This window comes from Spiroplasma syrphidicola EA-1 (assembly GCF_000400955.1).
In the GTDB taxonomy this organism is placed as follows: domain Bacteria; phylum Bacillota_I; class Bacilli_A; order Mycoplasmatales; family Mycoplasmataceae; genus Spiroplasma; species Spiroplasma syrphidicola.
This window is the reverse complement of record NC_021284.1, coordinates 802900-818035: the sequence shown is the minus strand read 5'-3', so window position 1 is coordinate 818035 and position 15136 is coordinate 802900. Positions and strand designations below refer to the sequence as shown.

The following is a 15136-nucleotide window of genomic DNA, read 5'->3' as shown; positions in this document are numbered from 1 at the left end:
ATGATTATTGGGGTATATGGACCAATTGGCGCTGGAAAATCAACTTTATGTCACTATCTTGCTGAGAATTATCATTATGATTATTTATCAGCAGATCAAATCGCCCAAACAGTGATGGTTAGTGAAATAGTGCTTGCTTTTTTTACGAAACATTATCCAGCAGTAGTGATTGATGAAGGCTATGATAAAGCACAACTTCGCCAATTATTATTTACCAATCAAACTGCTGCTAAAAAAATTCGCGATTTCTTATGGCCTTTAGTAGGTGATAAAATTACAGAAATTATTACGGCCAGTCAAAATAAAAATATTGTTATTGAGGCAGTTGCATTTAAGGATTTAAAAATAATTCTTGATTATACAATTTTTATTACGGCTCCAACCGAAACTTTGTTTAAAAGAGTGGAAGAACGAAATACGATTTGAACACCAGCGGAAATTAATTCATTATTAACAATTCAAGCAGAATTATTTACTAGCGAGAAATATGATTTTAAAATAATAAATAATACTTTTGAACAGGAACTATTTAAGAAAATTGACCAAATAATGGTCAAAATGGAAGGAAATAACTAATGCATCGTTTTTTTGCTCAAAACTTTGATGGTACTTTTTTTACCTTAGAACCAGATGATTTAAAACAAATTAAAACAGTCTTAAAATTTCGTCAGGGCGAACATTTAATTTGTATTTTTAATGGTCAACATTATGAAGCGGCTGTTAATTATCAAGATAGCACTATTAAAATTATTTTGGTGCAAGCGCTATTATCAAACCACGAATCGCCAGTTGCAATTACTTTAATTGCTGGTTTAATTCGGGGGCCAAAATGAGACTTTTTATTACAAAAGGCAACAGAATTAGGCGTTAAGGCAATTGTTCCATTTCAGTTTGAACGTTCTGTGGTACAATTAAAGAATGAAAATAGCACTAACAAATTAGCGCGCTGACAAAAAATCTGTAAAGAAGCTAGCGAACAGTCTTACCGCAATGAAATTCCAACAGTTTTTCCAATTATGAATAAACTGGGGGAAATTAAGAAGTTTTGTGGGGAAATTAATTTTGTTTGTTATGAAAATGCAAATTTAGGAGCGCGACTAAATGATGTCTTAGCAAAACCAGGTAAGACAATTACTTTTGTGATTGGTCCAGAAGGTGGTTTAACACCCCAAGAAATTGATCAATTACAAAAGTTAGGTTTTGATAATGTCTCGTTAGGTGCTCGGATTTTACGAGCAGAAACAGCAAGTTTGGCAGTGTTAAGTGCCATTCTTTATCAAAAGGAATTATAAAAGGAGCAGAAGAAGATGAAATCACTAAGTATTAAATCAATTGTTAGTATTGCTAATATTATCTTATATACAGCATTATTATTAGTATTCTTAGTTTTAGGAATTAACAAAATTAACCTTGACCCAGTAACTACTTATAAAATTTGTTATGTTTTAGTAGGCTTTGGTATTGTCTTATTTGTTATTTATCATGTTGTCAGAATTCATGAATTGAAGAAAACAACATTTCAATTAACAAAAAAACACTTAGTTTATATGCAAATTTTCTATATTGGTCAGTATATTATTTTTGGGATTACTTTGCTTTATTTAATTTTGGCCAATACCAATGTGTTAAATCAAACTGGCATTAACATTTTTTGATACGTTTGATTCCCAATTGTGTTTGTTTTATCGATTGCTATTTCAATTCTAGAATCAATTGTTAGAGTCGAAGAAAAAATCTTTTTAGTTAAAAAAGCCTGAAAAGATTCAGCTGATTGAGAAGAGGCCCAATTAAAAGCAAAAAATGATTCCCCATTTACTAGCGTGAAAAGTAAAAACCCTAATGCAAATCCCTTTTTAGATGACTCAGAAAATAAAACAAAAGAATAAGATATACCAGGATTATTTGAGGTGATAAAATGTTAAGAATTGGCACAATTGGAACTGGGATGATTGTTAGTGAATTTATTAATGCCTGCCGAGAAAATAAGGAAGTGGAAATTACTTGTCTTTATTCTCGTAGTTTAGATAAAGCAAAAATTTTTAGTTTAAAAAATAATTTACAAGTCCGGATGGTTGATAATTTTGAGGAAATGCTTGATTACATTGATATAATTTACATCGCCTCACCAAATGGACTACATTATCAGCAAGCCAAATATTTTTTACAACAACAAAAGCATGTTTTACTAGAAAAACCAGCCGCTTTTTGCCAAAGCGAAGTTATTGATCTAAAAAATATTGCTTTAATGAATAATGTTATTTTAATGGAAGCTTTTAAACCAATTCATTTACCAGAGTTTCAAATCTTGAAAAAAACGGTTGATGAAATAAAGCCATTTTTGGCTAATTTTAACTGGAATAAATATTCAAGTCGGATGAAAGATGTCTTAAATGATGAATATCCATCAGTTTTTGATGAAATATTAGGACGGGGTTCATTATACGATGCCTTAATTTATCCTGTTGAATTAGCAGGGGCTTTATTTGGTCCGATTAAAGAAGTTAAAGCAATGAGTCATAAGTTAAAAAATGGGGTTGATATTAATAATATTGTCCTATTACGTCACCAAAATAATATTTTTACAAGTATTGTTTGTTCGAAAGCCACAAATGGTAAAAGTGAAAGTGAAATTTTAAGTTATGACTATACAATTACTTTTAATAATTTAACTAGTATTGATAACTTAGTACTCCATCGCCGTGAAGAAGATGATGAACAACAGTTAACAGCTACATCTACAAATCCTAATAGAATGACATATGAATTAAATGTCTTTCTTGATCTTATTAATAGTAATAATTTTACAGAAATGGAACGGTTATTAGATTTAACAATTAATGCAATTGGCGCATTGGAAGCGATTGACCGTAATCAAAATCAGCAAGGAGAATTTATTGATGAAATTAAATAAATATATTGATCACACCCTACTTAAACCAGAAGCAACAACAAAGGAAATTACTATTTTATGTGAAGAGGCATTGAAATTTGATTTTGCTTCGGTTTGTATTAATCCAACATATGTTAAGTTAGCATCTACATTATTAAAAAATAGTGATGTTAAAGTTTGTACTGTAATTGGTTTCCCTTTAGGAGCTAATACAACGCCAACAAAAGTTTTTGAAATTACGAATGCGCTCGAAAATGGGGCTGACGAAATTGACATGGTAATGAATATTAGTGCTTTTAAATCACAAGACTTTGATCTTGTGCAAGCAGATATTGCCGCTTGTAAAGCAGTGTTAAAAAATAATGTTTTAAAAGTTATTATTGAAACATGTTTATTAACAAAAGAAGAAATTGTTTTAGCTTCTCAAATAGTTTTACAAGCTGGAGCTGATTTTGTTAAAACCTCAACTGGCTTTAATAAAGGTGGGGCAACAGTTGAAGATGTTAAACTAATGGCTACAACGGTTGGCGATCAGATTAAAGTTAAAGCGGCTGGGGGAGTTCGTACGAAAAACGATGCTCTAGAAATGATTGCCGCTGGTGCAAGTCGAATTGGAACAAGTGGAGGAGTCGCAATTGTGCAAAATCAACAGCACAATGATGGTTATTAGAAAGGAAATAATAAAATGTATCTTTTAGAAAATGGCGAATTACAAGCAAAAATTGCCCAAGAACCTTTTGAACTAATTTCGTTGACAAAAAATGGGCAGGAATATATTTATCAACAAAACAGTAGTTGAAAAAAATCATGACCAATTTGTTTTCCAATTGTTGGAAAATTAATTGATGACCAATATTGGTATCGCAATCAAGTCTATAAAATGACAGGTCATGGATTTTTTCGTTCAATTACAAAGTGAGAATTACTTGAACATAGTGCAACAAAATTAGTTGTTAAATACGATGGCGATGATTTTTTAGCAATTTATCCTTTTCGCTTCTGTTTAAAAGTCACTTATGAATTAACAACAACTGGCTTAATTAATACTGTCGAAGTGATAAATTTAAGTAATGATGATTTACCATATAATTTTGGCTGACACCCTGCTTTTAAAGTAAATCCAAATGTTGGGAAGGTTATTTTTGATCAGTCATCCCAAGTAATGGAAATTCCAGGGGGCCAATTTTTAGGAAAAGAATTAGTTGGGGAAGTTCTTACAGAATTTGACATTAAAAGCCATGATTTTGATCAAGGTCAGTGTTATGCGGTTTTTGGCCACAAATTAACAACTGTTAAGATTGAAGATGACTTACGTGAACTTGAAATTGTCGTTAAAAATTACCCAAATTTATTACTTTGAAAAGTTGATAATGGGGCTGAATTTATTTGTGTTGAGCCATGAGATGGCCATCATGATGATTATAATTTTGCCACAACCCCATTCGATGAAAAACCATGAATTAATCATTTAAAACGACAAGAAAATAAAACTTATCAGTTAGTTATTACAATTAAAAAATAGTCAGTTTAATGTTTCTAACGAAAATTATTTATATTTTTTTAAAAAAAAATTAATATTTTTAATAAAACCCTTATAAAATAAGGGTTTTATTATGCGATATTTCGGACTTTTTTCCTTGTTTTTATATACTTTTTCAATAAAATAGAGTAAAATAACGATAAACCTAATGAAATGGGTTTAATTAGAAGAGGTGTAAATATGTCAAAAAAAGAATTAGTAGAATTATTAGCAGGACAATTTAACAAAACTAAAGTTGAATCAGCTGAAATCGTAGATTTTATCTTTGATAAAATTTCAGCAAATTTAGTAAAAGGGAACGAAGTTGCTATTGCTGGATTTGGAAAATTCTCAGTTACAGCACGTGCAGCAAGAGAAGGAAGAAACCCAGCTACTGGTGAAACAATTAAAATTGCAGCATCAAAAGCAGCTAAATTTAAACCAGCAAAACAATTAAAAGATGCTTTAAACTAGGATCATTTAATTAAATAAATAATCTATGTTAAATATTTTATTTAATAATGGTAGTATCAATAAGTGAAGATTTTTATTGAATCATTACAAGTTAATAAGTTTATCAGAAGAACAGTTAGTATTAATTATGTTAATAATGAACTGTTCTTCTTCTGATAAAAGGTTTATTACACCATTAGAAATTTCAAATCATTCAAATTTTACTGAAACACAAGCGAAAGCAATGTTGGATGAGCTAAAACAACAAGGTTTTATTAATATCACAATGAAAAAAGGGGCCCTGGAAATGGATTTGTCACCAATTTTTAAAAAAATTATGATTATTATTGAAAACAATGAAACGAATTTAGAAAAACAATTTTTGTATCAACAAGTTGATGTGTTATTACAAAACCCATTAACAAATGACGAAAAAATTGTTTTAAATAAATATCTTAATGATGAAATTTCTGATTTCCAATTAACATTAATTCTAAATAACTATCAAGGTAAAAAACTTGTTTTCAAAGAATTATTGAAATTAATTGAAGATTATATTAAAACTAAACCAAAATCTTTAACTAAATATAATTGACTACTTGATAATTAAATGCTGGTAAAAATCTAGAATATAGGGATAAGTAATAAATAGTTCATGACCATATTGTTCAAAATAAGTGATTGGCATTTGTCGTGATTTTATTGTAGCTAGTCATTTTTTTATTTCTTCGCTATATAAAAGAAAAAAACGATGATAAAGATGAAAATAAACAACAATAAAACTAATCCCACCATGAGCAGTTACTGAAAATAATTGTTCTAGTTGATGTTTTTTTAATAATGCTAGGTTAAATTTTTCTTTAAAAGTTTCTTTTGCTTCAAATTCAACATATGTTCCCCGAAATAACCCATAGTAGTCACAAGTTGACTTTTCTTTAAAATACCCTTTTTCAATTATGGCCCCATTTTTTACTAAAGGAATAATGTTTACGGGCCTTTTATTAAATAATGCAATATTTTTGCTTTTATATTCATTGATGGTATAATTAATTAGTGTTTCAAGAAACATACCCCGATTGGCAGTTAGGTGAATAATTTCACTTCCTTTCCAATCTATTATTACCATTAGAATTTTATTTTTCCTTATCATTTAAAAGAGGTGAATTAGTAGTGAAAACAATTAAATTAAGAGCAGTTGATGTTGTCAATAAAGAATTTCAAGTTGATTATCAGGGATATGATCCCCATGAAGTCGATGTTTTTTTAGATATGGTAGCTGTTGATTATCAAATGTTTGAAGCAATTACTAATGACTTCAATAAGGAAATTAAATACCTTCGCCAACAGATTAATGATCTCCAAGATAAAAATGATGTTTTAAAAGCCCAACTAGATGAAACAAAAGCCCAAAAAGCGCGTCTAGAAGAGGAAGGTTTTTCAAAAGCAGATTTAATTAAACGGATTCATAATTTAGAAGGTAAATTAAAAAATGACTAATTTTCAATATTTGGATTAATTTAAGAGAGGAATATATTTTATGTCATTAAAACAACGTAACTTATACATTAAAGATTGACGATTTTGATTTAAAATTGCTGCAATTTTTATTGGGCTATTTGCCATTTTAGGTGAATATATTAATGGAATGGTCAATATTTCAAATGTTTGAAGAATTCCGGAAGGTTCAACAGATAAAGTTTATGTTTGGGCGCTGTATGATGCCCAAGGTAATCTTCACTGAGATTATGCAGGTTATACGGTCTTTTTCTTATCATTTTTTACAATTCAAACTAACATTTTAGTAGTATTATGATTTATTTTTGCCGCAATCTGACATACTAAAGAAGGGGTACATAAATTTTTAAAACCATACTTTAGTTTAGCTGTTGCCGTTTATATTTCAATTACATGTATTGTTTATAACTTGGTTTTATTACCAGTTGGAATAGCAAATAGTGGAAGTGGAAAAGGATCAGCTTTAAGTGCATTTAGCTGAGTAATTCAAACCTTCTTACACTTTATTGTTCCAATGCTATGTATTATCTATGTGATTTTCTTCTTGAAAAAAGATAACTTAGTTTCAAATAAACAATTTATCAAAAAATACTACGGTAATTATGTTATCTATGTTGTAGTTTATGGTGTATATGCTATTATCCGTGGGTTGTTGAGAGAATTTAGTGGTAAACTAGTTTCAACTGCATATCCATACTTCTTTTTACAAGTAACAGCCCCAAAAATTTTAGGGTTACCAGGATATGCTTGATTTATTATTGTTGTTTTTGTCTTATTAGCAATGATTTTAGGCTTTGCAACATTATATAATTTTGCTTTCAACCGTTTAAATAAGAAAAAACAATTAACGCCAGCAAGTAAATAATTATTTACCAAAAAATCACTGTTAAATAACAGTGATTTTTCTTTTGCAACAATATTAAAATTAGCGATTTAATAGTATAATAATATTGTTATGGCCGAACTAGTTGCTGCTATATCAAATAGTAGAGGAAACTCCACGCTCGCACAATCTGGGATGATTGTAGTGTTTGTGTTAATCGAAAAAATAAGATTAAGCATAAGAACTTTCTTATGACGGCTGAAAAGATTCCTAAGTTACAATGTAATATGGATATTTTCTGTAAAAGTGCCACAGAAACGAGGAACTAAAGAAATTTAGGGAGATGGAACGGGTAAACCCCACAAGCGAGAAACCTAAATATTGGTAAGGGACTTTTGTATTTTTAATTCAGAAGAAATACAAGAATTAAAAGGAGACTTTTAATAGATAAATAACTAGTGTTTTTATTCGTAAGAATAAAAAAACAGAACGTGGGTTATGAAGTCATAACTTTTTTTTTTTTTTTTCAAAAAAGGTTGACTGTTACTACTAAATAAATTATAATTTTTATAAATAATTGGAGGAAATATTAATGGAAAAAAAAGAGCCTGAAATTAAAGTAAAACAAGATTTACTTTGAAACCGTGTTAAAGAATCAATTTTTAAAAAAGAATTGTATAATCAAAAAAGTTTAGTTTTTAAAATCACGCTTGCTGGGGTTTTTCTAGCAATTGCTGTTGGTTTAAGTTTATTAGAAATTTTTGATATTCCAATGCCATGAGGGGCGACATTTGGGGTGCGCTTTTTTGACACGTTAGTGCTAATTTATTCAATTGCCATTATCGGATTATGATTTGCGTTATTGGATGGAATTGCATTACCATGATTACATAATTTAGTTGATGGACATCATTCTTGGTTAGAAATGGCGTTCTTTATGTTATCAAATATTTTAGTAATATTTATTACTTGATTTATTTACTATATTGTCTTTAGTGCATATCGTAAGGAATTTGTTGAGGAAAATGTTGAAGATCATAACATTCATGATCCACATTTAACAAAAACATCACATGATCATCATCACCGTATTGTTAAAGTTAAATTTTGAAAAAAAATTTTAGCATTTAGTTTAGTTGTACCATTATGTGCAATTGTTGAGGCTTTAGCTGTTTTAATTGTTGCGAAAATATTATTAAGTACTGGCGCTGGGGGCTTTGAGGCTCACACTGAGGCTGGGGGGCACCTGGTTGGGAGTTTACCTCTTGATAAGGGACTTTATCATGAACATAGTGAAAGTAATGATTTATCACCAATATTTGCTTCATGGAAAAATACGTTAATTTTTATCGGAATTTTCTTTGGAATCTTTGTTGGAAAGTATACAATTAGTGCAATTTTATTCATTGTTTTAGAACAACGAAGTCGTCAGCTAATTGATCGCTATGGGATATATGTTTAGGTAATTAGAATAAGAGAATGGCTCAGGAGGCCATTTTTTTATGTAAAAAGGACTAATGCTAACCAAATTTACCAAAAATAATATAAAGATAATTAACTTTTATAAAAAATTTATGATATTTTTTGTCTTAAGCGGTTTTTTTTTTTTTTTTTGTTGTGATATAATGAAAAAAGTTTGAAATAAGGAAGGTTAAGTGTTATGAAAAAATTACTTACTATTTTATCCTCTGTAATTTTATCAACTATGACTATCACATCTGTTACTCAAGTAATTTCTTGTCAAAACAATAGTTTTGAACCTCAACATGGCTGACCACCAATGAATGAAAAGTTTTTGTCAATATGAGAACAATTTTATACTAATTCTCAAGAAAAAATTGCCCAAAATCAAGGAATCATTATTCACAAATTTGAAGATTATTATTATTCGCAATATTTGAAATACAAAGACATAAATAAGGAACATGCTGGGCAAGATGGCTATGATGCTTATGGTGTACCTAATGAAGTTATGGATAATTATTTAGCGCAAACTGTAGCTAAAAGTATTGAAATGAAAAATTATGCTTTTTATTCATTACGATTATATTTTATTGAATGTGCAATAAGCGAAATTAAGCAAGAAAAAATTTTATTAAATCAAAATGAAATGCTAAATTTATGAGGAATGGTTTATTGACATTCTTTCCCATTTTATCAATGAGCTAAAATTATTTTATGAGATACAGGTTTTATTTATGAAACTGGCATAAATTTAAATTTTTATGATTTTATCGGTCCAGATAATGATGAACAAACTGGTACTATAAAATGATGAGAAGGACCAGATTACGATAATAATTTTAATCCTTATATTAATATTGATCAATTAGATCCTGAATTATGAGGTTTTGCCTGAGATATTTATAATTGAGCTGTAACTGGGGAAAAAACAATTAATATTGGGGAAATTAAAAAAGATTATAGTTTAGAAGATCTACAAAAGGCGGTTATTGAAAAAGGGGTTTTATTTCACAATAAATTAACTTATCAAGATTTAGATATTTCTTCCCAAAGCGATGATGGGACTTCAGAGATTATTAAAGAAGAAAATGGCAAACAATATAAATTCATTTATCAAAATAGAAAAGCTTTACTAAAACTATTTATTAATAAACAAGAATGAAATTTAACATTAGATTTCAAATATTTAAAACAAAAAGAAGAGGTTAGTTATTAAATGATTAAGTTAGAAAAAGTGTCGAAATATTTTGGTAAGATACAAGTTTTAAAAGATATAAATTTAGAAATTCAGGAAGGTGAATCAATTGCTATTTTAGGGGCTAATGGTTCAGGAAAAACTACATTAGTAGAAATGATTGCTGGAAGTTTGAAACCATCATCAGGTAAAATAATTCATTCAGATAAAAATATTAATATTGGTATTCAATTTCAAGATGGCTCATGACCGCTTGGAACAACACCAAAAGATCTAATTATTTTTTACAAAGGTAACAATTATGAAAAAGATAATTATGTTTTAGAATTACTAGATATTTTTGAATTAAATTTACTCTTAAAAAAAGATCTTAATTCTTTATCAGCTGGACAAAAACAAAGATTTAATTCTTTTTTATCAGTTGTAAATGAACCTAAAATTTTAATTTTAGATGAATTAATTACTGGTTTGGATTTAAAAATGCAAGTAAAATTAACTAATTTTTTCAATAAATTTAGAACTGAGAAAAAAATATCATTAATTATTGTTTCTCATATTCCTGAAGAAGTTGAAATATTAAGTGACCGTATAATTATTTTAAAAGATGGTTTTATATTTGAAGATGTAAAAATGCAAGATATGTTAACAAAATATGGTTCAGTACGAAAAAGGCTGGTGAATTTTTTTGAAAATGAAAATAAATAAGCAATGATTTAAAGAAGAATATTCTTCACTTAAATTGCTAAATAAAACAATTTTTAAAAATCCACGAACTCATATTATTGCTATTGTTTTACCTTTGATTGTGTCTTTTTTTGTATATTGATTATGAAATAGATATAGTATATACAAAATAACTCCACCAGAAATGCTTGCTTTTTCTACAATTACGATTTTGTTTTCAACTTTTTATATTGGCATTTTTACATATGAAGCAAAAGAAACTTCTTTTTTAAGAAGGATCTACTTAAAAAATAATAGTAAAGCTAATATTTTTATTGCCTTACTAATTGTTTCATCAGAAATTTATGTGGTAAATACGATATTAGGCCTATTACTTTATTATGGAATGTCTAAGATTTCTATTATTGGTTTAAATTCTGAATTATTTAACAATATTTTACCTTTTATGTGAATATATTTTGTTTTAACAACTTTTGTATCAATGGTTTTACTTACATTTATATTTGTTTTGTTAGCCGGAGTTTTTAAAAATAAATATGCTTGTTTTGGGGTGATGTTTCTAGTTTTTTTATTTTTATTAATATTTTCCGATGTAGCAATTCCCCCAATTCAATCCAATTCAATATTTTTTAATGTTGTTGGTTATTTTAATCCTTGAAAATATTCTAATTGAACAATGTTATTATTTACTTCTTATCAGGTTTTTGATCCAGAAGGGATGGGACAAATTTTTCTTCCTACAAATTCTAATTGACCGCCATTTAATAATATTGCACAGACTATTATTCCAAGTTTTGCGTTTATTGGTTTATTTATTTTTTTAAATATTAAATATTTTACTTTTTCATTAAAAAGTTAAGTTTAGAAGGGATAATAATATGAAAAAAAGATTAAATTTATTAGCTTCTGTTATAGTAGTAGGAGCAATGACTTTGGCTGTTGTAGCTTGTGATATTGGTGATAAAAATGGAAATAGGTTTTTAAATTCGTTACCTGATTTTGATTGAAGTGATTTAGATTATGGGGACGGATTAAAATATGATCTAAACAATAACCCGGCTGGAATAAATGTTGATGGAAATATTAGCCAAAATGGACAGTCAATTAAAGCTTTAAATTCTGGTAGATTTTTAGATTATTCTAAATTTAGTACTGGCTTTCAATATAAAGAAGGAATTAAAAAACAAGCTGTGACTGGGGCTCCAATGAATAAAGGATTTATGCCTAATGGTAATTTTGCGTCAGATTTTGGAATAACAAGTAAAGCTCAAAGTTATAAAACAGTTAATTCAATTTTAGATTGGTCACCGAATAATGATAATGATGCAAAATATAATAGATCTAATGTAAAATTACAAACTCGTGTAGATGTACCATTTTATAACCCAGAACAACATGAAGGAATGAATTTTAATTATTTAGGATTTTCAACTAGAAAACATAGAACTTTTGATAGTTCAATTGTAGGAAGTAAAAATCCATTTGAAAATACAAATACTAATTGGCAGTATATTAATAATTTTATTAATTGATCAGGATCATGGTTTGAAGGGCCAATAGTTCCGCCCCCAGCTGATACTATTGATATTGCTCATAAAAATGGGGTCCCAATTTATGGAAATGTTTTTCTTGATGGATCACATGGTTTAACAAAAGATATGTTAACTAACTTTATTAAAAAAGATGCAAGTGGAAATTATTTAATAGTTGACAAGTTGATTGAAATTGCCCAATATAATGGCTTTGATGGTTGATTTTTAAATGATGAATCTAATGGGTTTGATCCAAATGGAACGGTATTAGATTACCATGTTATTCTAGATATTGTTAATCAATTTAACCAAAAAATTAACAGGTCAGAAGACGAAAATGTTAAAAAACTGCGCTTAACATTTTATCGAGCATGATCAACTTTATCAAAACGTGGAAATGATTATGTTGATAAAGAAACTTATGGAATTACCCAAGAAGCAATTAAAACTAAAACACCAATAGACATTCAACTAGATTTTTCCGAGCCTGTTGAAAAATCTGAAATGTTTTTAAAAGAAAATCCATTTTATAAAAATAATAATTTATATACAATGTTAAACATTAGTGAACCAGGTGGGGGTTATACGTGATCAATTGGAACTTATGATTGAAAACAATTGTCTTATAAGTTAGTGAATGGCTACAATAATAGTGGAAAAAGTATAGTTGATTATGATAAAAATGTTTGATCCTCTTTCTCAGGTTATATGGATGACGGATCTGGAGCGATTGCTTCATATGCCGCAAAAAAATTAACAAACTATAATTCTATCTCTGATTTTGTTTTTGCAACACAAGTCAATAATTTATATAATGATATTATTTTTAATGGTTTAAACACTAATATTAACCCTAATGACAAAGGTTTAAATTTAAACAGATTATCAAATGATTACAGAGGATTTAAAGATAGAACACATTATAAAAACTTATTTTTATTAAATGATGATCGAATAAAAGTTCAAAATAAAGACAAAAAATTAGAAGATACAGATAATGAAAAGTTTATTAAAAATTTCATTTACAATGCAAATTCTAACAATGGTATCAATTCTAATTCTTATGGAATTGGTAATTTAATTAAAGAAAAAACAGTAATTAGTGATAAAGACCAAGATATTAATTTTGCAACTAATTTTTCAATGGGGAGTGGTATTCAATTTGTTGATAGAGATTCTGAAGGAAATAGTTATGTTGTAAAAAATTATCCGTTTACTAATAAACGTTTAGCTGATGTTTTACCAACATATCAGTGAAATATTGATCAAGCTGATAATAGTGATTTATCAAGTTATGATATATTAAACCCTAAAAAACCAGCATACAATAAAATTAATGGTTTTTATGATTATTATGATGTCTTTAAAAAAACTAATTCCTTATCTATTGGTTCAGGTTTTGATGAATATGGAAAAGTTATTCCAGCAAAACTGGAAGCGAATAAAAAATATCTATGAAATATTATGGGAACTGATATTAAAAATAAAAATAATTTAGTTCAAATGGCAATTAAAAATGATAGTAATTTAAATACTAAAGGATTAGTTACTATAACTGATATTGATGGTAAAAGTAATCGCTATGAAGAATTAGAACAAATAAATTCGCAAAAATATAATGATAATTGAACAATAGTTACCTTTGATTTATCGCAAATTAAAGGGACAATTGACAATAATCATAAAATATCGCGTATTGGGTTATCTTTTTCGGCAAATGCTGATATAAATGCAAAACTAAATGTTGGGCAATTAAAAATATTTAAAAATAGTAGTAGTTTTGCATCCCAAGATCCAGTTTTAATTTCGAATTTAAAAATTGAGTATTTAATTAAAAGAGAAAATAGTGTTAATATAAGATTTTTATTTGAAAGCATTGGTAATAATGTTGATTATTATGAATTTTATATAAAATCACCGAAATCAGGGATTTGAAATCGTGCTGGGGAAACAACTATGAATAATTATTTTATTAGAGATATAAACGTTGAAGGTTTAGAACATATTAATTTAGCAATTATTCCAATTGATAAGCAAGGAAATATAATGAAAGGTGTTGAATTTAAAATTGAAATATAAAGTCCAAAATTCTTTTATCGATGTAAAGAATAGTTTCATTAAAGAACATAAAGTTTTTTTATACACTTCTAAAACAATTTTTACAAGTTTTAAATCTTATATATATTTAATTATAATTCCTGCCTTATTAAGTTTTATTGATTTAGCAATTAAAAGTTCATTTTTTCATAATCCAATAAATCATTATTTATACCCAACCTTATTTTTTGTCCCAATTTTATCAATGATTTTATTTACTTCTTTTATTTTATTTGATTGAAGAAAAAGTATCTTTATCAAACAGATGAATAACTTTAAAATAACTAAAATTAATTTTTTACTTGGTTTTATTAACGCAAATATTGTTGCAAGTTTATTTACGATTGCCTGTAGTTTTCTTTATTTGTTTATTTTTGGGTTTATAACACCCACTAATGACTTTATTAATTGAATTTTATCGATTATAGATTTTAGACAAATTTTAGGCGTAATTTTTGCCTTATTATTGAGCTCAATTTTAGGTACTTTTATCGGTGTATCTATTACTGGAACTTTAAAAAATATTTATGTAATTCAGACGATAAATATTTTAATTATATTTTTTATGGCAATTTTTGGTGATATTTTTTTATCGCCAAATGATAGTTCTTCAGTTTTAGCAATCAGCATAATTGGTTATTTTGTTCCCCAAAAATATTCAACATGATTGCTATTATATGCAAATGCGGAAATGTATAAAAATTTTTATAATGTTTATTTCTTTATTAATAGTATTGATTCCTATATTCCTTTTTCTTATTATTGACAACCTTTATTAGGGAATTTAGGATTTATTATTTTAACTTTCAGCTATTCTTGTTATGCCTTTTCTTTAAATATAAAAAAATAAAAACTAATCTTTACTATTAGTTTTTATTTTAATTAAATTTTTAAAATAATTACTTTTCAGAAAGATTACTTAATAAAATATAAATAGATAATATTAATCATCTTTCAAATACTT

General features: G+C 27.4%; 17 protein-coding genes and 1 other RNA gene. 17 read left to right on the top strand and 1 reads right to left on the bottom strand.

Annotated elements, in window-relative coordinates; genetic code table 4:
• The 8 genes from coaE to SSYRP_RS03765 all read left to right on the top strand — a co-directional run bounded on the left by coaE (window position 1) and on the right by SSYRP_RS03765 (window position 5472).
• Window positions 1-576, top strand: a complete 576-nt coding sequence (coaE, locus tag SSYRP_RS03800) for a dephospho-CoA kinase (protein ID WP_016340994.1) — start codon at window positions 1-3, stop codon at window positions 574-576.
• Complete coding sequence (locus SSYRP_RS03795) at window positions 576-1292, top strand: RsmE family RNA methyltransferase (protein ID WP_016340993.1); 717 nt, start codon at window positions 576-578, stop codon at window positions 1290-1292. Before coaE ends, SSYRP_RS03795 begins: the two co-directional genes overlap by 1 nt.
• Before the next feature lie 15 nt (window positions 1293-1307).
• A complete protein-coding gene (locus SSYRP_RS03790; RefSeq protein ID WP_016340992.1) occupies window positions 1308-1886 on the top strand; it encodes a hypothetical protein in 579 nt (192 codons plus the stop codon).
• 29 nt (window positions 1887-1915) lie between these two features.
• On the top strand, window positions 1916-2911 hold the full coding sequence (locus SSYRP_RS03785) for a Gfo/Idh/MocA family protein (RefSeq protein WP_016340991.1): 996 nt from the start codon (window positions 1916-1918) through the stop codon (window positions 2909-2911).
• On the top strand, window positions 2898-3560 hold the full coding sequence (deoC, locus tag SSYRP_RS03780; protein ID WP_016340990.1) for a deoxyribose-phosphate aldolase: 663 nt from the start codon (window positions 2898-2900) through the stop codon (window positions 3558-3560). Before SSYRP_RS03785 ends, deoC begins: the two co-directional genes overlap by 14 nt.
• Window positions 3561-3575: 15 nt before the next feature.
• The gene (locus tag SSYRP_RS03775; protein WP_016340989.1) at window positions 3576-4412 is read left to right on the top strand and encodes an aldose epimerase family protein; all 837 of its coding nucleotides are present in this window, start codon (window positions 3576-3578) and stop codon (window positions 4410-4412) included.
• A 198-nt stretch (window positions 4413-4610) separates the two neighbouring features.
• Entirely contained in the window at window positions 4611-4883 is a 273-nt protein-coding gene (locus SSYRP_RS03770; protein ID WP_016340988.1) for an HU family DNA-binding protein, read from the top strand.
• A 76-nt stretch (window positions 4884-4959) separates the two neighbouring features.
• On the top strand, window positions 4960-5472 hold the full coding sequence (locus tag SSYRP_RS03765; protein WP_236608036.1) for a DnaD family protein: 513 nt from the start codon (window positions 4960-4962) through the stop codon (window positions 5470-5472).
• On the opposite strand, the gene SSYRP_RS03760 is transcribed toward SSYRP_RS03765, so the two are convergent.
• Window positions 5458-5988 (bottom strand): Holliday junction resolvase RecU, encoded by a 531-nt coding sequence (locus tag SSYRP_RS03760; protein ID WP_016340986.1) that lies wholly within the window; start codon window positions 5986-5988, stop codon window positions 5458-5460. The genes SSYRP_RS03765 and SSYRP_RS03760 overlap by 15 nt on opposite strands.
• A 44-nt stretch (window positions 5989-6032) precedes the next feature.
• On the opposite strand from SSYRP_RS03760, the gene SSYRP_RS03755 reads away from it, so the two are divergent.
• The 9 genes from SSYRP_RS03755 (at window position 6033) to SSYRP_RS03720 (ending at window position 15022) form a co-directional block, all read left to right on the top strand.
• A complete protein-coding gene (locus SSYRP_RS03755) occupies window positions 6033-6359 on the top strand; it encodes a DivIVA domain-containing protein (protein WP_016340985.1) in 327 nt (108 codons plus the stop codon).
• Window positions 6360-6399: 40 nt separating this feature from the next.
• Complete coding sequence (locus SSYRP_RS03750; RefSeq protein ID WP_016340984.1) at window positions 6400-7242, top strand: Pr6Pr family membrane protein; 843 nt, start codon at window positions 6400-6402, stop codon at window positions 7240-7242.
• 91 nt (window positions 7243-7333) lie between these two features.
• An RNA gene (gene rnpB, locus SSYRP_RS05190) (RNase P RNA component class B) lies at window positions 7334-7704 on the top strand.
• 88 nt (window positions 7705-7792) lie between these two features.
• Window positions 7793-8662 (top strand): ECF transporter S component, encoded by an 870-nt coding sequence (locus SSYRP_RS03745; RefSeq protein WP_016340983.1) that lies wholly within the window; start codon window positions 7793-7795, stop codon window positions 8660-8662.
• Between the two features lie 198 nt (window positions 8663-8860).
• On the top strand, window positions 8861-9880 hold the full coding sequence (locus tag SSYRP_RS03740) for a hypothetical protein (protein ID WP_016340982.1): 1020 nt from the start codon (window positions 8861-8863) through the stop codon (window positions 9878-9880).
• Window positions 9881-10564, top strand: coding sequence for an ATP-binding cassette domain-containing protein (locus SSYRP_RS03735; RefSeq protein WP_016340981.1), 684 nt, complete (start codon window positions 9881-9883; stop codon window positions 10562-10564).
• Window positions 10551-11402, top strand: coding sequence for a hypothetical protein (locus SSYRP_RS03730; RefSeq protein WP_016340980.1), 852 nt, complete (start codon window positions 10551-10553; stop codon window positions 11400-11402). Before SSYRP_RS03735 ends, SSYRP_RS03730 begins: the two co-directional genes overlap by 14 nt.
• 19 nt (window positions 11403-11421) lie before the next feature.
• Window positions 11422-14154: an endo-beta-N-acetylglucosaminidase gene (locus SSYRP_RS03725; RefSeq protein WP_016340979.1), complete on the top strand. Its 2733-nt coding sequence runs from the start codon at window positions 11422-11424 to the stop codon at window positions 14152-14154.
• Complete coding sequence (locus SSYRP_RS03720) at window positions 14144-15022, top strand: hypothetical protein (RefSeq protein ID WP_144060305.1); 879 nt, start codon at window positions 14144-14146, stop codon at window positions 15020-15022. Before SSYRP_RS03725 ends, SSYRP_RS03720 begins: the two co-directional genes overlap by 11 nt.
• Window positions 15023-15136 lie beyond the last annotated feature (114 nt).